General features: G+C 38.1%; 15 protein-coding genes. 5 read left to right on the forward strand and 10 right to left on the reverse strand.

The features are described 5' to 3' along the window. Positions 1 to 93: 93 nt before the first annotated feature. From FG383_RS00095 to FG383_RS00110, 4 genes are all read left to right on the forward strand, one after another. Positions 94 to 1,455 carry an FAD-binding oxidoreductase gene (locus FG383_RS00095; RefSeq protein WP_142604819.1) on the forward strand — a complete coding sequence of 454 codons (1,362 nt, stop codon included), beginning with the start codon at positions 94 to 96 and terminating at the stop codon, positions 1,453 to 1,455. A 275-nt stretch (positions 1,456 to 1,730) separates the two neighbouring features. After that, positions 1,731 to 3,503, forward strand: a complete 1,773-nt coding sequence (locus FG383_RS00100; protein WP_246096755.1) for a sigma 54-interacting transcriptional regulator — start codon at positions 1,731 to 1,733, stop codon at positions 3,501 to 3,503. Positions 3,504 to 3,650: 147 nt separating this feature from the next. Then, the gene (locus FG383_RS00105) at positions 3,651 to 4,850 is read left to right on the forward strand and encodes an iron-containing alcohol dehydrogenase (RefSeq protein WP_142604820.1); all 1,200 of its coding nucleotides are present in this window, start codon (positions 3,651 to 3,653) and stop codon (positions 4,848 to 4,850) included. Between the two features lie 29 nt (positions 4,851 to 4,879). Further along, a complete protein-coding gene (locus tag FG383_RS00110; RefSeq protein WP_142604821.1) occupies positions 4,880 to 6,340 on the forward strand; it encodes a CoA-acylating methylmalonate-semialdehyde dehydrogenase in 1,461 nt (486 codons plus the stop codon). Between the two features lie 910 nt (positions 6,341 to 7,250). On the opposite strand, the gene FG383_RS00115 is transcribed toward FG383_RS00110, so the two are convergent. The 10 genes from FG383_RS00115 to FG383_RS00160 form a co-directional block, all read right to left on the reverse strand. Continuing rightward, positions 7,251 to 8,495, reverse strand: coding sequence for a Zn-dependent hydrolase (locus tag FG383_RS00115; protein WP_142604822.1), 1,245 nt, complete (start codon positions 8,493 to 8,495; stop codon positions 7,251 to 7,253). Between the two features lie 417 nt (positions 8,496 to 8,912). After that, entirely contained in the window at positions 8,913 to 9,848 is a 936-nt protein-coding gene (gene arcC / locus FG383_RS00120; RefSeq protein ID WP_142604823.1) for a carbamate kinase, read from the reverse strand. A 36-nt stretch (positions 9,849 to 9,884) separates the two neighbouring features. After that, the gene (locus FG383_RS00125; RefSeq protein ID WP_185907798.1) at positions 9,885 to 10,664 is read right to left on the reverse strand and encodes an oxamate carbamoyltransferase subunit AllH family protein; all 780 of its coding nucleotides are present in this window, start codon (positions 10,662 to 10,664) and stop codon (positions 9,885 to 9,887) included. Between the two features lie 114 nt (positions 10,665 to 10,778). Further along, positions 10,779 to 12,053: a YlbE family protein gene (locus FG383_RS00130; RefSeq protein ID WP_142604825.1), complete on the reverse strand. Its 1,275-nt coding sequence runs from the start codon at positions 12,051 to 12,053 to the stop codon at positions 10,779 to 10,781. Between the two features lie 68 nt (positions 12,054 to 12,121). Then, positions 12,122 to 13,867, reverse strand: coding sequence for an acyl-CoA synthetase FdrA (fdrA, locus tag FG383_RS00135; RefSeq protein ID WP_142604826.1), 1,746 nt, complete (start codon positions 13,865 to 13,867; stop codon positions 12,122 to 12,124). A gap of 191 nt (positions 13,868 to 14,058) precedes the next feature. Next, the gene (allD, locus tag FG383_RS00140) at positions 14,059 to 15,108 is read right to left on the reverse strand and encodes an ureidoglycolate dehydrogenase (RefSeq protein ID WP_142604827.1); all 1,050 of its coding nucleotides are present in this window, start codon (positions 15,106 to 15,108) and stop codon (positions 14,059 to 14,061) included. Between the two features lie 47 nt (positions 15,109 to 15,155). Continuing rightward, positions 15,156 to 16,208, reverse strand: coding sequence for an ureidoglycolate dehydrogenase (gene allD / locus FG383_RS00145; RefSeq protein WP_142604828.1), 1,053 nt, complete (start codon positions 16,206 to 16,208; stop codon positions 15,156 to 15,158). A 24-nt stretch (positions 16,209 to 16,232) separates the two neighbouring features. Continuing rightward, on the reverse strand, positions 16,233 to 16,997 hold the full coding sequence (allE, locus tag FG383_RS00150; RefSeq protein WP_142604829.1) for a (S)-ureidoglycine aminohydrolase: 765 nt from the start codon (positions 16,995 to 16,997) through the stop codon (positions 16,233 to 16,235). 56 nt (positions 16,998 to 17,053) lie between these two features. Continuing rightward, positions 17,054 to 18,313, reverse strand: coding sequence for an allantoate deiminase (gene allC / locus FG383_RS00155; RefSeq protein WP_246096757.1), 1,260 nt, complete (start codon positions 18,311 to 18,313; stop codon positions 17,054 to 17,056). A gap of 234 nt (positions 18,314 to 18,547) precedes the next feature. Beyond that, positions 18,548 to 19,924, reverse strand: coding sequence for a uracil/xanthine transporter (locus FG383_RS00160; RefSeq protein WP_246096759.1), 1,377 nt, complete (start codon positions 19,922 to 19,924; stop codon positions 18,548 to 18,550). A gap of 613 nt (positions 19,925 to 20,537) precedes the next feature. On the opposite strand from FG383_RS00160, the gene FG383_RS00165 reads away from it, so the two are divergent. Beyond that, on the forward strand, positions 20,538 to 22,211 hold the full coding sequence (locus tag FG383_RS00165; protein WP_142604830.1) for a PucR family transcriptional regulator: 1,674 nt from the start codon (positions 20,538 to 20,540) through the stop codon (positions 22,209 to 22,211). Positions 22,212 to 22,225 lie beyond the last annotated feature (14 nt).

Raw genomic sequence — 22,225 nt, forward strand, 5'->3', positions numbered from 1 at the left:
TTTTTGTACTTCTAATATTGGAAAGAATAATGGATTTAGAGTGGTTTTATAAGCTGTTTATTAGAAATTATAATAATTAGAGGGTGTTTTAGGATGTTTATTCACAAACTCAAAGAGCGTCTCGGAAACGATAAAGTTAGCCAAAATGAAAACGAATTGTTCCGTCATAGCCACGATGAATCTTTTCATCAACCAGTAGAACCGGATGTTGTCTGCTTTCCCACTGGACGACAAGACGTTGAAGCGATTATGGAAGTAGCACGGGAGAATAATGTATCCGTAACACCATTTGGCGCTGGATCGGGTTTAGAGGGACAAGCGATTCCAGTAAATAAAGGTATTTCTATTAACTTCGAAAATATGAATAACGTAGTAAACTTTTCACCAGAAGATTTAAAGATTACTGTTCAGCCGGGAATCACACGATTACAATTAAATAAATTTGTAAATCGACACGGCTTGATGTTTCCAATCGATCCGGGTGCAGATGCTTCGATTGGTGGAATGGTGGCCACGAATGCTAGTGGCACAACAGCCGTACGCTATGGGTCTATGAGGGATCAACTACTCGATTTAGAAGTTGTGTTAGCTAATGGGACAGTAATTCATACAGGTTCACATGCTAAAAAGTCATCTTCTGGCTACCATTTAAACGGCCTATTTGCTGGATCCGAAGGCACATTAGGTATCATTACTGAAATTACTTTACGGCTTCATGGTATTCCAGAACATACTATTGCTGCACGGTGCACATTTCATACACCGAAAGCATGTGCAGAAGCAGCTAAAATAATATTACAAAGTGGTATTCCCGTGATGCGCATGGAGCTAGTTGATGCAGATAGTATTTCACAAGTGAATACCTATGGAGACTATAACCTTCCAGTTGCCCACTCCCTATTTTTTGAATTTGCAGGCATGAAGACTTCGGTTGAAGAAGAGGCAAGGCTTGTAGAACAATTAATGCGGGAACTTGATTGCGAAAACTGGGATGTCGCAAGCGATTCTAAGGAGCGGATCGAGCTTTGGAAAGCACGTCATGAAATGGCTTACGCATACCAACATGTAAAAGGAATGGCCAATACAGGAGCAGATGTGTGTGTCCCCATATCAAGACTCCCAGAACTTATTGAATATGCGCGTGAATTAATTGATGAAAGCGGATTGAGCGGTGGTGTGTTAGGCCATGTCGGCGATGGGAACTTCCATACAATTGTCCTTTATGACCCAAATGTGGAGGGTGAATTAGAAAAGGCGGAGTATACGAATGAAGCACTTGCAATAAGAGCCATCGAAGTTGGTGGAACATGTACAGGTGAACATGGTGTCGGGCTTGGTAAGAGGAAATTCCAAGAAAGAGAACATGGTGCAGCGGTAGTTATTATGAAACAAATGAAGCAAATGCTCGATCCTGAAGGATTATTAAATCCTGGGAAAATTTTTTTCGAAGATTAAAGTTTGACAACTTTTCTCTATTCATTTCGGTAATTCACAAACTAGATATAATATGCAGTTTCCACAATGTAGAAAAGTTGTGGGACTGCATATTTTTTTTGTAGATTATTAGAAATTTACAGGAAAGACAATATAGCTGTTTTTTTTCTTAGGGATTTCGAGAGCATCTGTGAAGGATGTAATCCCTCCTAATGGATCAGACTATTCTAAATTCGTGAAAAACAGGTATACTAATAGATGTTTAGTCTATCGATATAGTGAAACGGGGTGAGCATTTGCTGCAAAGAAAGTTACAGGAGTTAGTTGTAGATAAGTGGATGTTACAACTTGCAAATACTCCTAGATTAAGTGATTCAGTTATGGATACAGCAATAGCACTTACAAAAATGAATGTAGATTGTCTTCCTATTTTAGGAGATTCCAAGAATCCTATTGGAATTATAACGAACAGAATGTTATTGGATGCATTTATTCATGGTGGTCACGACGAACCCATTTTCAAGTACATGTCTAGAGAAGATTTTTCTATTATTTGTTCGGATGATTCCCTTTTGGATATTTATAAATTACCTTATCAATACTTTCTTGTTGTGAATAAGGAACATATATTGGTTGGAATGTTAACAAAGAATGAAATTATGAAAGGTCTTTCTATTTATATAGAAGGAATTAATCAAGACTTACATACTACTGACATATTGGATATCATTCTAAACAGTGCCTATGAGGGTGTAGCAGTTGTTGATAAGGATGGAATTATTGTTGAATTTAATGAAGCTTACAGTCGATTTATAGGTGTAGATAAAAAAGACGCTATTGGTCGTCCTGTTTCGGAAGTTATCGACAATACTAATCTGCATCATACAGTGAAATCTGGAATTTCAGAACGAGGTGTCATTCAATATATTCAAGGCCAACCAATGGTAGTTCACCGTATCCCATTGTGGAAGGACGGAGAGTTGGTTGGAGCTGTTGGCATGTTGATTTTTGAAGGTGTGACAGAGCTTTACCGAATTTATGAACGTTTTCTTGAAAAAACTGTACAGAACCGGAAGATTAACAGTCAAAAGCTTTTTCAAAATACAAAAGTAAGCAATTCAACTATAGAACAAATCATTGGTACAAGTGAATCTGTTGCAAATCTTAAACGTATGACGAGAAAAGTGGCTAAAACGGAAGCGACAGTTTTAATTACGGGAGAAAGCGGTACAGGGAAGGAAATGTTTGCACATAGCATTCATGATCTTAGTCATTACAATCAAGGTCCTTTTATAAGTGTAAACTGTGGTGCAATTCCTGAACATTTGTTTGAATCAGAGTTATTTGGCTATGAAGAAGGTGCTTTTACTGGTGCAAAAAAAGGTGGAAAACCTGGCAAATTTGAATTGGCTGAATCTGGCACAATATTTCTAGATGAAATTGGTGAAATGCCGCAAATGATGCAAACAAAATTGCTTCGAGTCTTACAGGAAAAGATGTTTGAACGAGTTGGAGGTGTTAAACAAATCCAATTAAAAGCAAGAGTAGTGACAGCAACGAATCGGAATTTGAAGGAAATGGTTTTGTCGGGCACTTTTCGGGAGGATTTATATTATCGAATAAATGTAATTGAACTTACTATCCCACCGCTGAGAAAGAGACAGGAGGATGTTCCAATTCTAATTGCTCATTTCTTGACAGACATATGTAAAAAATATGAGATGGCGGAAAAAGAAATTACAGGTGAGGCAATTTCATCTTTAATGGGCTATGAATGGTATGGAAACATACGGGAACTTGCAAATATCATTGAAAAGGTAGTGATCTTAACAGAGGGAAATATAATTGATTCACACCATCTTCCAAATTATATTAAGCGTCAGCATTTTTCTCCTATTCCTACTCTATCTCCCATTAATCAATTGAAAAAAGAAGAGGACAATAAAGAAAAAGAAATGATTGTACAATCATTGGAAGAGTCAGCAGGAAATAAATCAAAAGCAGCCGATAAACTGGGAATTCACCGTACGACGTTATACAAAAAGTTAAAAAAACACGGCTTGCAGTAATCCTTCAGTGTAGATTAAAAGCAACATCTTCTACAAAAGTGTAGCTCATTAGCTACACTTTTTTATATGAGCCCCTACAATATAGCGTTCTATAACTTGGCATCATTCTTGCATATTAATCTATGAAAAGAATGGGAGGTAATTTAATTGGACAAACATGTTGTTTTTCGTACGCCACAAACAATTCATTATGGTCGAAAAGCGTTTGAAAAAGTGGGTGAGGAAACGTTAGCCAGAGGGAAAAAAGCATTAATCATCAGTGATAAAGTGATGGAAAGACTAGGTTATATAGAAGAATGTAGAAATTTGCTTTTGAATATGAAAGTTGAAAGTGCTTCCTATACTGGAGTTGACTCTGAACCAACAGATGTTTATGTAGCGGAATCACTTGAAATTTTTAAAAAGGAAAACTGCGATGTAGTCATTTCCCTTGGCGGAGGAAGCTGTATTGACACAGCAAAGGCAATTTCAGTGTTAGCAACCAATGGTGGTTACATAGGGGATTACATGGGTGGCAAAAAGCTTGCTGATAAGCAACCCATCCCCCATATTTCTATTCCGACAACTGCCGGAACTGGTTCAGAGGCAACAGATGTCACCATTATTACGAATACAACCAATGACGTAAAAATGATGATTAAGCAACCCACATTTATGCCGGAAGTTGCTATTGTCGATCCATTATTGACCCTCTCTTCTCCAAAGGGTGTTACAGCAGCTACAGGTGTTGATGCACTAAGTCATGCAATAGAGGCATATTTATCGAAAAAGGCACAGCCAATGACCGATATGCTTGCACTCTCCGCTATAGAAAAAATAGTAAAAAACTTAAAAACTACCTTTGAAGATGGGAAAAACATCGATGCAAGAGAAGCAATGTCTCTAGGATCTCTCCAAGCTGGAATGGCTTTTAGCAATGCATCTGTTTGTCTTGTCCATGGGATGTCCAGACCAATCGGTGCATTATTTCATGTCCCACATGGTATATCCAATGCCATGCTACTGCCTGCTGTTCTTGAATTCAGTATAGATGCCTGTATTGAACGCTTAGCTGATTTGGCTAGAATATTTAAACCTGATTGCGGTAACCTTTCCAATAAAGAGGCTGCTGAGCTTGCTGTATACGAAGTCAAAAAACTTTGTCAGGAACTAGAGATTCCTAATTTAAAAGGTTGGGGTATTCAACCGGAGGCATTTAAAAATGCAATTAGCAAAATGGCAGAAGATGCATTGGCAAGTGGCAGTCCAAATAACAATCCAAAAGTACCTACCAAACAAGAAATCGAAGAACTTTATGAAGTCTGCTTCGACTATCAATTCAGCTCAGAAAGTATGGTAGCAAAATAAAACAGAAAATTTATTAGGAGGTTTTTTCATTGACACAAACAACATTAAAAGTACTAAAAAACTATGTAGGTGGTAAATGGATAGAGGCAAATACTGATCAATCACTTGAAGTCTATAATCCAGCAACAGGTGAAGTCATTGCCCATGTCCCAATTTCAACGACAAAAGATACAGACTATGCTATTGAGGTTGCCGCAGAAGCATTCAAAACTTGGAAAGATGTCCCCGTTCCAAAACGTGCCCGTATTCTATTTAAATATCAGCAATTATTAGTAGACAATCATGACGACCTTGCTAGATTAATCACGATAGAGAACGGTAAAAATTTTGCGGAAGCATACGGTGAAGTGCAGCGCGGAATTGAAAATGTGGAATTCGCTGCAGGTGCCCCAACATTAATGATGGGTGAATCACTTCCATCGATTGCCACCGAGTTGGAATCTGGAATATATCGCTATCCGATCGGGGTTATTGCTGGGATCACACCATTTAACTTTCCAATGATGGTGCCTTGCTGGATGTTCCCAATGGCTATTGCTACTGGAAATACCTTTGTTATGAAACCATCAGAACGAACGCCATTACTTGCAAATCGCTTGGCAGAGCTACTGGAAGAAGCAGGATTACCAGAAGGCGTATTTAATATTGTCCATGGAGCACATGATGTAGTAAATAGTTTATTGGATCATAAACAAACAGCAGCCATTTCTTTTGTTGGTTCTCAACCTGTTGCTGAGTATGTTTACAAACGAGGAACTAATAACTTGAAACGTGTTCAGGCACTAGCAGGAGCAAAAAATCACTCCATCGTTTTGAGTGATGCGAATTTAGAAAATGCGACAACTCAAATTATGAATGCTGCATTTGGCTCTGCTGGAGAACGTTGTATGGCAGCTTCTGTCGTAGCGGTAGAAGATTCCATAGCGGATGAGTTTATTAAATTACTTACAGAAAAAGCGAACCAAATTCAGATTGGAAACGGATTGGATGAAGGGATATTCCTTGGACCAGTCATTCGTGACAATCATAAAGCTCGTACACTTGGCTTTATCGAAAGTGGCGAAAAAGAAGGAGCTAAACTTGTCCGTGATGGTCGTCTAGATGAAGCTGCAAAACAAGAGGGATATTTTGTAGGACCTACTATCTTTGATCATGTAACTTCAGAAATGAAAATATGGCAGGAAGAAATTTTTGCGCCAGTATTGTCGATTTCTAGAGTAAAAAACTTGGAAGAGGCAATTGATTTAAGCAATCTATCACGTTTTGCGAATGGTGCTTGTATCTTCACCAATGATGGTGGAAGTGTTCGCAAGTTCCGGGAAACAATCGATGCAGGTATGTTAGGAGTAAATATTGGCGTTCCCGCTCCAATGGCTTTCTTCCCATTCTCTGGATGGAAAGATTCTTTCTATGGAGATCTGCATGCCAATGGTAAAGATGGAGTGCAATTTTACACGCGGAAAAAAGTGATCACTACAAAGTGGGTTTAATATTTTGACGAAAAGAAACCATGATATTCAGTCGTGGTTTCTTTTCTCTCTTTACATAGAGATAACAGTCAGGCTCCGGAGTTGGATGTTTAATATTAATGGGATGTCGCAAGTTCAATAAGGGACCGCTCCACCGGTCGAGTGATGAGCCGCTACGTCGCTAACGCTATTGCAGGGTCTCACACCTTCGAGCAAAATTCCAAAGAATGGCTAAGGGCAATCAAAAAGCTATTGAAAGCAACTAATTTCAGTATGAAAGCCACTAAAATCAGCATGAGAGCAACTAAATTGCCGATGAAAGCAACTAATTTCTTACAATAGCAAGTTTACTTGTATTGAGACGACCATGGTTTCGTCATATTATAGAAATAATATGACGAAAAGCCCGCCGATTTTGCCTGGCTGGCATCTGCTCGACTAATTTGTCGTGTTCCAAGGCAAGATTGTCTCGTTCAACCACTTATTGTTAATATCGGACACTGATAAATTAGTGTTTTTCCATTGATTTTCGCTGGAGTGCGGCGACTCCGAAGGAGGCCCAATAGGAGGTTGGTCACAAAGGCGTTGCCACACGATGTGGCGTTCTTAGCCTTTGTTCCTCTGTGTGAGTAAGATGAGACTTCACAACTACACGGCGGTGAAGGCTCATCACTCACCCCACGGAAAGCGTCCGTCCTGCAGCGGAAATCACAGTGGATCCTAATAGAGCAATATACAGCGCAGTATCCCCCTATACTGCCTTCGATTAAAAAGTGACTAAACTTAATTACATTACAAGTGAAAATTTATCCACAGATATAGCATTTTAAATTTCCAAAACAAAAAAATAACCACCTCTCTAATTTTGAGAAGTGGTTCTATCTTTACTTATTTATTGAGGTGAGAATTATTTACTCACTCACTTATTTCCCTAAATTTTCGAATCCATCTTAGAATAATGAATTACAATTTTCTCCAATACATCGATACCTATTAATATATCATCATGATCTGTATACTCATCTGGATGGTGACTAAGACCATTTACAGATGGAACAAAGATAAGTCCAGTAGGGCATAGCTTTACCATGTTCATCGCATCATGGCCCGCTCCACTTGGCATTGTTTTAAATGGTATATCCTGTTCCTTACAAATCATTTCCATTGTATTAGTAATTTCAGTAGACAGTAATACTGGTTCCTCGGAGATTATTTCTTGACTAAGGATTTCTAACTGCCTGTTTCTTTTCACTAATTCAATCGTTTGATTTAGATGATCTAACACGCGCTGTCGTGATTCTAATGAGGTCCCTCTAATGTCAACTTTGATTTCTACTTCTCCTGGCACTACATTCATCGCACCAGCTTGAATATCTAAAACACCAACAGTAGCAACTGTTCCGTATTTTTGTTCATTTATTGCTATTTTTTCAAGCTCCAAGGCTATTTGGGATGCACCAAGAAGCGCATCATTTCGCATATTCATTGGTGTTGTACCAGAATGTGAAGGGGTTCCTATTATTCTTATAGAAAATCTAACCGGAGCCGCTATTCCAGTAACAATACCAATCTTTTTATTTTCGTTCTCTAATACTGGACCTTGCTCTATATGTAATTCAAAAAAAGCCTTGATATCCTCGTCTGTCCTACTTGCATGCTCAATACTGTCAATTTCAAGTGCACATAAAGAAAGTGCCTCTTCCAATGTAACTCCATTATGGTCTTTTAAGTGCCTAACTTTATCCTTATCAAATGTCCCGGCCATCGCCTTGCTTCCTAAAGTGGATACACCGAACCTAGAAGACTCCTCACAGGCAAATGAAATAATTTCAATTGGATGATCTGTTTCGATTCCTTTTTCATTCAGTCGCTTAATAACTTCCAATGCAGCAGTAACTCCGACTACCCCGTCATACTTTCCGCCTTGATAAACAGTATCCAAATGAGATCCCATTAATACAGGTGGAAGCCCCTTTATTCTGCCTTCTCTTCTCCCGATTGCGTTTCCACATGGATCTATTCGGATATCTAATCCTTCATCTTTACACATTCGCATAAACGCTTGTGTACATGCCTGTTCTTCATTTGTATAGGCAACTCTTGTCATTCCTTTAACGCCTGAATTATATTGATTGATTTTATTAAAAAGTATTTGATATCTTTCTTTACTATTCATAGAGATATCTCCTGTCTCATCGTCGTAGTTACTACTTATTATAAATCTTCAGGGTATTTCAGTCACTAATAATGTAAGTATTAAAAAAACTAATCATACTGCTTATTGCAATTATGTACTAGATGAAAAGATAATACGAGGACTTTATGTGCAAAAATAAAAATACTGCCTACCGCTACATTCTGTATAGAAAGTAGTGATAGACAGACTAAATATATCTTCATTCAGCAGAAGACTCCCACCACTATAGGTGGCGAGATGAATGCGGTTTTGTTTTCCTGTTCAGGGGGTGTTCAAACTCCGGCTGAACGAAGATAAAGCCTCCGGCGGATGTCACAGATTTTTTAGAGGAGCTTTTCCAGCGAGCTCGAAAAAATCTGGACGCAATTACGCCGAGGCGTAATTGATATATTGAACTTACATTACAACACGTGTACCAGTTTTTCCTGCAATTGCATCTTCCAGTTTATCAATCGAAGTAATGATTACGTTCTTTCCGCCTTTTTGAAGGAATAGAATCGCTGCTTCAATTTTTGGTCCCATGCTTCCTTTAGGGAATTGACCTTCATCCAAATAACGAAGTGCATCTTCAATCGTCATTTCTAATAGATTTTCTTGGTTTGGTTTACCGAAATTAATCGCTACTTGTTCAACACCAGTTAAGATGAATAAATAATCAGCGCTAATATCAGCTGCAAGTAATGCACTTGCGAAGTCTTTATCGATTACAGCTTCGATGCCTTCGATTTTCCCGTTATTTTCAATTACAGGAATTCCACCACCACCAGTGGAAATAACAGAAATACCGTTGTTAAGCAATGTTTCAATTGCTTCTTTTTCGACGATTCTAACTGGTTTTGGAGATGCAACAACACGTCTATATCCACGACCTGCATCTTCAACAAATGTTAAGTTTGACTCTGCAACAATTTTCTCCATATCTTCTTTAGAGTAGAATGGTCCAATTGGTTTTGTTGGACTTTGGAAAGCAGGATCATCACTTGAAACAACTGATTGAGTTACAACTGTAGCAATTGTTTTATTGATATTACGTTCTGCCATTTTATTTTTAAAAGTTTGTTGGATTAAATATCCTAAGTTACCTTGCGTTTCAGCACCATATACATCTAAAGGATACTCGGGAATTACAGATTTAGCCATTTCTCCTCTTATTAGCGTATTACCAACTTGTGGACCATTTCCGTGAGTGATCACAACTGTATGGCCTTGCTCCATTAATGCAAGAACTGGCTCCGAGCTTTCCATAATATTTTGTCGTTGTTCTTCAATCGTACCTACTTGACCTTCTTTAATGATTGCGTTTCCGCCAATCGCTAGAACGACTTTACTCATATAAACACTCTCCAACTTCTTAATTTATTTCAATTGCTATTTTAGTTTCTTAAAAGTAAGCATTCCAAGCAGAATACCTAATATCGTATCCAAACCTGAACTATGTCCAACTCCAATTAAGTCGTGAAAGACTTTCTCAAAATTAGTAGCATCCCCGTCTGCAAGTGCATTGACCATATTGGAAACAGTGGAGCTAAATTCCTGTTTAAGTGCATACCGTAAATATTCTCTTGCCACATCGGTAGTAATCGATTCGCCTTCAATCAGTTCGGAAACTTTTTCATAAAAGCTAGCGGAAAGAAAATGGGAAACGGCATCAAAAGCAAGTAGCCCGACAATCATATCATCTCCCGAAGGAGTTAAGCCTTGTCCTCTACCGAGAAAGTATCTAAGAACTTTCTCTATTAAACCTTCATCGCGCGACTCAGCTGCTTCCATCAACATGATCAAATAGCTTTCTGCACCAAGCCAGTTTTGTTCGTCAGATGCATAATACTTCTTTAAAAATTCTTTCAAAGAAATATCCAATCCAGTTCTGTCTTCTATTTCAATTAACTGCAAACAAAATCGTTCCAAACTATCTTTAAAAATAGTGTCACTTTTTAATGTAGTTAATTGATTTTTAAAACTTTTGCCTTTTTCAATACTGATGGTTACACCTGGTAACTCAATGGAGTTTGTACTTCCATTCCAAGTAACTGAATCTCCATTATTTACAGAGGAAACGGCAGTAAAAGTATTTTCTTCTCGTAAATGAATTCCAAATGGCAGAAGACCGTTCTTCTTATTCCCAATAAATATAAGAGAATCGCCCATTTTAATGTTAAATCCATTAGCAAAGCGGCTATGAACGTGTCCATTTTCCTTTTGATAAAGAAGGAGAGGAACTAGATAACTATAGTCCTCTCCAAAAAGAGTGCAATTATACATTTATTGTGGGTCGATTAGACCAAGTTTTACAGCGTATGCATCAATCGCTTTTTCAAAGCAAGCTATTGGAGCGCGAACTGTACCTGCACCAATTTGGCCCACTCCTGCTTCTCTATGTGCAATACCAGTGTTGATAATTGGTTCGATTCCAGTTTCAACAACTTTTCTTGCGTCAATTCCTAGGGCAGAACCTTTGAAGTCCCAAGTTGGAATAGAGAAGTTAGGGTTATGATCGATACAAATTTCCATCATATCATTACTTGTAGTAACTGCATCTTCCATACCACCAGCACCTACGAAGCGTGTAACACCAGGAGCTGCGATCATAGCGAATCCACCTACACCGTATGTTTCAGTAATAGCACTGTCACCCATATCAGGACAAGCCATGTCTTGATCGTATCCTGTGAAGAATAACCCTTGAGGTGTATTAACTGGTGCTGTAAACCATTGGTCGCCCATACCAGCAATACGGATTCCAAATTCATGACCGTTACGGCACATTGCTGTTACAACAGTACCATGTTGGATTTCACGTGCTGTATCCATTACTGCTTTAGTAGTTGCCATCGCAATATTTAAGAAGAATTGGTCTGTATCAGCTAAGAATTGGATAACGTCTTGCTTATCTTTATCATCTACATCTGTTTGTAAAATGTATGGAACGATGTCTTTTAAGAAAATAAGTGAACCAGCAATATTACGTTGGTGGAACTCATCACCCATTGTAATTGCTTTTGCCATCGCAACGTTTACGTTTAATCCATCGCCTTTTACTTTAAGCGCTTTAGAAATAACAGGTCCAAGTACATCTCTGAACCATCCAAGACGGTTAATTACATCTTCAGAGTAGGCACCAAAACGTAGAACTGCACCAATACCTTCATTCATTGTGCAATATGCTTGGTTTCCGCCATCACGATTTTCTACAACAAGAACTGGCATGCTTCCAGATGTAATTCCACCCATTGGACCAACCGCGTTCACATGGTGACAAGGAATGAATTTGATTTCTCCATTTTCAAGCATCTTGAATGCTTCATCAGCGTTAGATGCCCATCCTTCAAATAATGTAGCTCCTACACAAGATCCTTGCATCGGGCTTGTCATGTTCTCCCATTTAATAGGTGGTCCTGCATGAAGTAATACTTTTTCATTTAATTCTTTAATAACAGATTTCGCTGGAACAACATCCACTAAAAATGGTGCACCTGATACAACTTTATCGATAACGGCTCTGTTTGCTTCATCAATTGTTTTAAATTGTCCGTACATTATGCTTCCTCCTAAAAATTCATAAGTCGTGTATTTCTACGACCTGAAGTTTAAATAAATTCTTTTGATTAACGAAGTACACTTAAAACTTGACGCAATCTTGGGTTGCCGCCAGCAACTGGACGCCAGTCATACTGAACAACTCTTCCGCCGTTAGCAGTAATTGCTTCTGTGAATTTCTTTAATCCAACGTTAACTACGTTTGGTTTTTCAGTTAATAATTTTTGGATAGCTTCTGAAACAGAAATTTCAACTGTTGCAGTTTCTTTTGCAGGTACTACTTCTTTTTGTACTTCTTCGATTTGAATATCAAGCATAGCTAATGCAGTAAGAACTGCTTGGTTATTGCTATCGCGTAAAATAACTCCAGCTTCTGCTAATTTTGCTTTTTGCTCATCAAGGCCTTGTGGGTCTTGGTCAGTACCACATACAGATGCTACGAAGTAAATGTCTTTACCTTTTGCTTGTGATTCTTTTTGGATTTTTTCGATGCCAGGGATAAGTGCGCCCGCCATATCTTCATGAGAACCATATCCAAGAACAAGGTCAAATAGGATAATTGCAGTTGACTCATCTTGTGCTGCTTTTTGGAAGTATTGAATTCTTGTATCTGGGTCGATCATTGGGTGTGGTTTACCTTGTGTATAAATATCATCACCAAGGTCGATCACTTCAAATCCATTTGCATTTAGAAGGTATCCTTCCGCGTGGGCACCAGAATTATCATAGTTAAGACCACTACTAATTAAAGTAGCTGCTTCGTAACCTAATGTACCGCCTGAGTATAGACCTTTAATTGTTTTTTGCTCCGGCTTCAAGTTTACAGCAGGTACTTCACCTTGTAAGCTGTTGTAATTTGACTTAATAGGGTTACCTTTCACAAGATCAACAGCAATCGCAGCTGTTTCTTCAAGTGTATTAGCATAATAAACATTGCCTTCATGGTTATGTGGCTCTTCCCCAAGGAAAATTGCAACAACTGGTTTCGAAATGCTTTGAAGTAATTGAACAACCTCGTCGCGAACTTCTTTAGCAGGTGGCTTAGAGATCAATGTGATAACTTCTGTTTGGCTATGTTGTGCCAATGCTTTAATACCATCTAACATTGTAATCGCACCGATTTTATCATTTAGGTCACGACCACCAGTACCGATTGCATGACTAACACCAGCGCCTAAACGGTCGATTTCAGTTGTAACTTCTTGAATTCCAGTACCAGAAGCTCCGATTACACCAATTTTTCCAGTTTTCATAACGTTAGCAAATGCTAGAGGCACGCCAGAAACTACTGCTGTACCACAGTCAGGACCCATTACAAGAAGACCTTTTTCATGTGCTTTTTCTTTAATACGACGCTCATCTTCAACCGTTACATTGTCACTGAAAATAAGAACGTGCATATCTCTATCAAGTGCTTTTTCAGCTTCTTCCGCTGCATATTGACCTGGTGTAGAAATAATTGCTAGATTCGCACCCGGTAATGCATTTGTCGCTTTATCCCAAGAACGAACAGTTTCGAAAGCTTCTTTACCGCTTGCGATTGCTTGGTTGTTTAAATAGTTGTCTGTTTCATCAAGAACTTCTTGGATTTTCTCTTCTGAGTCAGTATCAACAACGATACACATATCATTAGAAGCAGCACCTTCAAGTTCATCTGTGTATAATCCAGCAGCCTTTAAAATATCTTTATTAGACGGAGTTCCCATCATAATTTGAACTTTGTTAATGCCTTCCATTGTGGAGATTTTATTCGTAAGAAGCATTAAATTAACTGAATCCTGATAGGAATTCTGTTTTACAATTGTATAAAGCATGTTTGAATGCACCTCTTCTTCTTTTTTATACTTACCTAAGAATGACTTCTACAATTACTACATTCGTAAGTAATTGAAATATTGCAATGCATACAAATAAAAATCCCAAAAATTATATTGGTATATTTATTGTATTCCATTCAAGAAGGGCGACTATCTTTTAAGCCGCCCTTCTGTACAGCGTTTTACTATTATTTTGCAAATGGGCTTTTATGATCATAAGCATTATTATGAACAACATCTGAAATCAAATACTCATAAATATCATCGACAATTTCAATGCCGTCTCTTTCATATGCTTCTTCTCTTTCAGCACTTCTTTGTCCTGGATAGTAAACTTGGTTATATCCTGGAGCTGGTTTGATTTCGTTCAAATCTTGCATTGTTTGAGATATAGCTTCTTTAAAAGAACCTAGTCCAGCAAAGAATTCTGGATTAATAACGATGTGAAGTTGCCCTAGATTACGACCTTCAGTTAAATCATGGTACATAGAGGATACTTTGTTTCCAAATGGTAGACCTAACAGAATACCGGAAAGCACGTCAACCATCATCATTAGTCCATATCCCTTTGGTCCAGCAATTGGCATTAAAGCATTTACTTTAAATGGATCTGTCGTTGATTCCCCGTTGCTATCAACAGCCCATGTATCAGGAATTGGTTCGTTCTTCGATCTTGCATGAAGGACTTTCCCCCATGCCTGTACAGTAGTCGCCATATCAAAAGTAATATGTTTACCGTCTTTTCCTGGTGCAGCAAACGCAAGTGGATTCGTTCCATAATAAGGTTCTGCTCCACCAAATGGAACAACCATTGGGTCGGACTGACATACGGAAATACCAACTAAATCGGCATCAGCTGCTTGCTGAACAAAATAAGAAAGCGCACCGCTATGACCAATTCTTCTTACACCTACTACGGCAATTCCATTTTCCTTGGCCATTTTAATCGCTTCATCCATAGCTAATTTTGCCCCAACGTGTCCAACGCCATTATCACCGTCAAATATTGCTGAACAAGGACCTGTTTTTTCAAATTTAAAATCCGGGTTGTTATTAAGTCCACCTTTAGCAATACGTTCAGCATAATACTCAACACGCATTGCTCCATGAGAATGAACGCCTCTTGCATCAGCATGAACAAGTACATCCGCAACTCCAGAAGCATGATCTTCTGTTAAACCAGCCTTATGAAGCTTTTTAGAAATTAACTCATGCAATTGCTCTTTTGATAATCTCATCCCATATCGCCCCTTAAATTTGTCTTTGCCTATTTGCGCTAAAAAAATTACTTAGCGAATGGATCTTTATGATCATATTGATTGTTATGGACCACATCAGAACGTAAGTACTCTAAAATATCATCTACAATTTCAATACCATTTTCCTTATATTCTTCAATTACAACGTCATTATTTTGACCAGGATATAAAACCTTTTGGAAGCCTGGCGCAGGTTTAATGTTGTTTAAGTCATCCATTGATTGCGAAATATCGTTCTTGAATTGGTTAATGGCACCGAAGAATTCCGGGTTAATAACAATATGAAGTTGACCTAATTTACGGTATGCAGTTAAATCTTCGTACATGGAAGATACTTTGTTTCCGAATGGAAGTCCCAGTAAAACACCAGATAAGACGTCAATCATCATCATAAGTCCATAACCTTTTGGTCCTGAAATTGGCAATAGTGCGTTCACACTAAAAGGATCTGTTGTTGGTTCACCGTTTTTATCTACTGCCCATGTATCAGGAATAGATTCGTTCTTTGATCTTGCATGCAAAATTTTTCCCCAAGCTTGAACTGTTGTTGCCATATCTAAAGTCATGTGTTTCCCATCTTCAGTACTTGGTGCAGCAAAAGCAATTGGGTTCGTGCCGTAATAAGGCTCTGCGCCTCCAAATGGAACAACCATCGGATCGGATTGGCAAACTGTAAGCCCAACCAAACCTTCTTGTGCCGCTTGATGAGTAAAGTAAGAAATTGCACCACTATGTGACATATCTCTTACTCCAACAATAGCAATACCATTTTCTTTTGCCATTTTAATGGACTCATCCATTGCTAATTTAGCAGCTGTATGTCCGTTTCCGCCATCAGCATGGAAAATCCCTGAACAAGGTCCTGTTTTTTCAAATCTAAAGTCAGGATTTGTATTAATCCCTCCCTTAGCAATTCTTTCAGCATAATATTCTACACGCATGGCACCATGGGAATGAATTCCACGTTCATCCGCAAATACTAGGACATCTGCTGCTTGTTCTGCATGCTCTTCTTTAAGTCCAGCCTTATTTAGCTTTGTTTTGATTAGACTTTTTAAGTCATCTCTTGTAATTCTCATATTTGACACCTCATAAATTCCAAATTATAGTTCTGGGTCTCGATTACAGTCTTTAGAATAAACATAAGTCAATGGTTCTCTTCCAACGGCATAAGCTGCTTGATGAACATATGGCGCCATAAAAATGTAATCGTCTTTTTTAACTGGAATCCATTCATTGTCTAGGTTATACATACCTTCTCCAGATAACAGATATGCACCATGCCCTTGATAATGGGTTTCAACAAATGGGTGGCTAGCTGCCGGGTCAAACGAAAGAATGTGGAAGTTCATATCAAAAGCATGATCTAATGGTAAAAGATCTTTAAGATGAACGTTGTGCATATCATCATAATCCATATACTCGATAGCATTCGCATGTCCTGAAACGACCCAAGGCTTCTGTCCTTCTAATGGGTTGTGTTTTTGTTTGTAAAGGAATAAACGAGAATCACCTGATTCCATATTCTCTAAATACATTGTTACGCCTGGTGGGCAATATAAATAGCCGCTTTCTTCTAGGATGTATTCCTTGTCATCCGCTTTAGCTTTCACTTTTCCACTAATAACGTAAACAAAGCATTGTACATCTTCTTCACCACAGTAACCTTGGCTGTTCTTTCCACCTTCATGCATTGTGATAATATAGTCGACAAAGCTTGCACCAAGTTTCGGTGAACCTAAGATGGAAATTCTACAATTTTCAAATCCAGGGATAACATTATTTACTAACCCCTCTGGTGCAATTAGAGCATATTGACCTGGTTTAATAATTGATCTGCTTGAAAGTAAGTCTTTAGGATAACCCATTGTTACATTCTCCTTTGTTTGCCTGTATTTTTTATTTGTACATCGAATTCACAGCGTTATTCTTTATAGCCCAATTCATAAAGAGCACCAATAAGTGCTTTCACACCTTCTGCCAAATCTGCTGGCTCTGTAAATTCAGCCGGATTATGACTGATCCCTTTCAGACTTGGAACAAACAGCATAGCTGTCGGCACAACAGGAGCGAAAATTTGCGAATCATGCCCTGCACCACTGTGCATTAGCTTATAATTAAGGCCATTTTGTTTACACTGTTTTTCGATAAGTTCAACGACTTTTTGATCCATTGGAACTGGATCTTCATCCATCCACATATCGATATCCATTTCCACTTCATGTTCTTTAGAAATGTCTTGCATTCTCGCTGTCATTTGTTCTGTAAAAGAAATAATGGCTTCTTTATCAGTATGACGAACATCAATTGTGAAAATGACTTTTCCTGGCACAACATTCACGATGTTCGGATAAGCTTCGAATTTTCCAACCGTCGTCACAAGTGGATCTCCGGTTTTTCTCGCCATCGAAATAATTTCATGAATCATTTGGCTCGCCGCAAAAACAGCATCTTTCCGATAACCCATTGGCGTTGTACCTGCATGATTAGCTTCACCTGTTATTTCTACCGTATACCGTCTTTGCCCGACAATGTTGTTTACTACACCAATTGCTATTTTTTCTGTTTCTAAAACGCTTCCTTGCTCTACATGAACTTCTACGAAAGCTTTTAAATCTTTGCGAGGACCTTTTGATTCATCTGCGAACCCAAAGCCCGCATTTTTCATCGCTTCCACAAATGGAACACCTTCGAAGTCTTTGATGCTTTCCATCTCTTCACGTTTGGCTAAGCCGACAATGTTTTTGGAACCCCAAAACGAGTATGGAAAACGACTTCCTTCTTCTTCAGCCATCGATACGATTTCGATGTTTCTTACTGGTTGACCAAAATGTTTTTTCAAATATTTCAATGCTATAATTCCAGCGACAATTCCATATGCGCCGTCAAAACGGCCGCCATTTGTTACAGTATCCACATGGGAACCAGTCAAAACAGTTTCGTTTGTGTTTTTCCCTGTTAACGTCCCAAATAAATTTCCTATATCATCAAATCGAGCTTTCAGGCCTTCGTTTTCCATCCATTCTTTTAAAGCGTGTTGACCTTCAACCCACTCTTTTGTATAGAGTAAACGAGAAACTCCACCTTCCGGATCTTTTCCAAATCCAGCTAACCATTCAAGCTTGCCAGCTGTTTCTTCAGCTAAATTATCAAGCTGTTGTACAATATCTTTTACTTCGTTCACCTATTTCACCATCCTTTTCTGCGCTATGTAATTTCTAAAATTAGTTTGGTAACGCTTCTATTGTTTGTAATACATGCGGATAGTATGCACTGAATTGTCTTTCATTAACTTATAGCTCCACTCTTCATTTTAAACCTTGCTATTAAAATAGTCTTTAGCACTTTTAGATAAATATAGATATTTTATTTATCCACTTTTGCTATTCTAGATTTACGTGCTAAATCATCATATTCGTCATTTTATTTGTAACTCAGTTTTATCAGTAACCGGGCTCGCTGTATCCTTTTGCTTCCCTTTTTCTTCATTCCCGTATTTATCCCATTTGAATAGGTTCTCTAATAGTAAAGCTAGAATGATCCCTACTAATAACCCACTACTCAATACTGGACGAATTACACTTGGAATCGTAATGAAATAAGTAGCAGGAAGGGTCATAATGACTACACCTACAAACAACGGTACAGCCGAACGATATACATTGACTGTATTGAACTCAACCTGTTTAAAGAAATTCAAGGAAGAATTTAAAAGAAGTAAATAAGAGACAAATAATGCTGCACTACCAATACTTAATGGAAGCTGTGAGAAAAAGTGACCAATCGGCGGTATCAGACCCATCACTAGGAACATAAATCCTCCAAGAACAAAAGGAATTCTTTTTATAATTCCTGTTTGGCTTAAGAAACCTATGGAAGATACGTAAGGTGAATTTGGAACAAGCCCAAAAATGCCTGCGATAAAAGTGAAAATACCTGTAATTGTAAAGGAAGCTCTGTATTCCGATTTAGTCGTTTCCACCTGATACATACTTTCTGTTCCTTTTAAAGCGCCAAATGTATTTGCAGAGTTTAACAATCCTGCGATAACTGTCGTCATGATAATTCCTATGTCCCATGCAGGCTTCCCTAATGGAAATAGCTCAAGGCCAAACGAGGTTGCTTCACTAATAGAATTTTCCGGTTTGAAAATAAGCGCATAAATAATCCAACCACCGATAATACCTATAAGTAAACCATAGCGTCGAACACTTGAAGGTGCCTTCACACTAATCACAATGACAATAATCGCTATTACGATTGATAACAAAGATATGGACACATCAATATGTGCATCCTTAGCCTGGTTACCAAATGGAATGCCTAACATCCCTTTTAAAAAGATACCAATTAATTGACATCCGAATAAAAACATAAATACGCCCATTACGGCAGGTTTAAATAACTTGGCAATACGAGGTCCCAAACCTGTTATACCAATTAAAAAAGTCAAAATCGACGTAATGATAATTCCAACCGTTAAACTACCACCCAAAATAGGTAAAGGCATCCCTTGTGCCACAGCAGTAGAACAGAGCGTTAAAATTACACCCCACCATAGTCCGGATTGCCCTTCCATAATTGCGCGCTTATGCCCTAAAAACGCTTGAACGATACATGCCAATCCTGTCACGATAAAGGAAAGCTGAAGCATATTGACAATTGTGCCTGGCGAAAGCTCAAAAGCCGTTCCGACAGTTATCGGAATGACAACTATGTTTGTAAAAATAAAAAAGAGCCACTGTAACCCTGAAATCCAGTTGCTTGATTTTAATAACTCGTTAATAACAATCACCTTTTCTTTTATGAATAAACAGCAACCTTAATATTTATTAGAACACCTACGAACGTATGTGAATCAGATGAATAATTAAATCTCTTCATCTCCTCAAGGACTTCTTGCAAATTGCTGTTTGTCCACTACATACCGCATACCCGCAGAAGAGATGTATGAAACTTGTTTTGCGTCGCTTAAAGAAGAAATTTCTGCGCGATATCGTTCGTCCTTTTCGGTCATGTTCTGCCAAATAGATTTTAGCTGTTGTAAAAATGTTTAGTTCGTTCCACACTAACGCTAAAAAGACAGCACAAATCCTCTGTCGGCACAATACTCAAAGACTTCTTTGGTTCTAAGCCTTCATGATTGCGGACAAAGTTTTTCAATCCTTCCAATTTATCTAGAGCTAATACATCATCCTAAGATGAACATGAGTCTAAAAATACTGGTTGGGACTATCCTTTTACTTTTAACCTTTAACTATTCTAGTCTACAGCTATCGATTAAAATTGTCATTGTTTAATATGGCTAATTTATACTTTGATTTTTGTTTACTTTTAACGTAAAATAAACGGCATAGAAGCAAGAGAAATTTTTCTTATGGAAATCTTTAAATAGAGAGGGTATTCGCATGAAGACCATAAATGATTTATTTATATTGGAAGGCATGAAGGAAGCTGTTGTACTTGCAGGCCATCGTGGTCTAACCAGAAATGTACAATCCGTAAATATATCCGATACGCCTGACGTGATCAATTTTTTAGCTGCAAACCATCTTCTTCTTTCAACCGGATATGCGTTTAAGGATGATACGGAGAAATTCTGCGAGTTAATCAAACAAATGCATGCCATGAATTGTTCTGGCCTTGTTATCAAAATTAATCGCTTCTTTCATCAGTTGCCATCCGAAGTAAAATTACTAGCCGATGACCTTGCATTTCCAATTATTGATTTACCGACTAATCATACATTGGGGGAAGTTTCCCGTCATATCTTGAATTATTTGAATGATCATGAGGCCGAGCAATTGTATTATGCCTTGCATGTACAAAGAGAGTTTTCCAATATGCTTATCAAAGGATACAGTTTAAGTGCTCTAATAGAACAATTAGGCTATCTTTTGGCACGTCCATCCCTTTTATTGAATCATAGGGGAGAAAAGATTGCTCAAAGTCATGATTTTGCAAAAGGATCCATGCAGGAAATTAAACAAGAGATACTCCAGAAAGTGAAAGAAGATTTACCTGTTGCAAGAGAAGGGACGACTTTTTCAATTCCGTCAAGGGAACATCAAACCATTTCGACTTTTCCAGTCCAAACGAAGCGTCAATATCCAAGTATGCTCGTCATTTTCGATTCACTCACCTTACCTTACCCTTCTTCCCAAATGGCAATTGAGCAAGCAGGCAATGTCATTTCGTTTACAATCATAAAAGAGCAAGCAATCGAAGAAAACTCTAGATTGTTAAAAAATAACTTCTTTGCTGATTTAATCGAAATGAAAATCCATTCCGACGAAGAAATATTTAGCCGTTCGAATTATTATGGGCTTCAAAAGGGAATGGAGAACGTCTGTGTAGTATGCACAATCGATGCGCAAGGGGAAATATATGAAACATTGCAGCTTTACGAAAAAAAAGTTGGAGAGTTGCATAATAGTGTGTACGATCAGCTGGAAGATGAGATTATTAATGAAAATTTAGAAGCTACTTTATTCACAAAAGGAAAGTACTTCGCCATGATTTTACAATTCCCGAAATATACGGATGAAGAAATTAATACGATTACAAAATTCATAGAAAATGTTCAAGCAAACTTTCATGGAGATTTCACTCTATCTTTCGGAGTAAGCCATTCAGTGCCATCGCTCAAAGAAATACCTACCGCTTATTATGAAGCTGTAGAAGCGATATTAACAGGATATGAACAAAACTTAAAAGGATTCATCAAATATTACAAAACAAGAGATTTGGAAGAATTGCTAAAATCCCTTCCTCGTAAAGACTTAAAAGCCCTTTATGAAACTACACTAAAATCATTAGCCTATCCTAAAACAAAGGAAGATCTGGAACTAATCAAAACGATTCAAGTTTACTTAGATGCCCAATGTGAGTTTTCAGAAACAGCTAGAAAGTTATTTGTTCATCGGAATACAGTGAAATATCGAATAGCAAAAACGGAGGAAGTACTTAACTGTTCCCTCCGCGACCCGGTTGACTCTTTGCGAATACGCGTAGCCCTTATCATCGGCTCCATTCTAAAAGAAGAGGATGAAACATTTAGTCAACGACAAGTGCAAGATTAGTTCCTAACCAACAA

The organism is Psychrobacillus soli, from assembly GCF_006861775.1.
Taxonomy (GTDB): domain Bacteria; phylum Bacillota; class Bacilli; order Bacillales_A; family Planococcaceae; genus Psychrobacillus; species Psychrobacillus soli.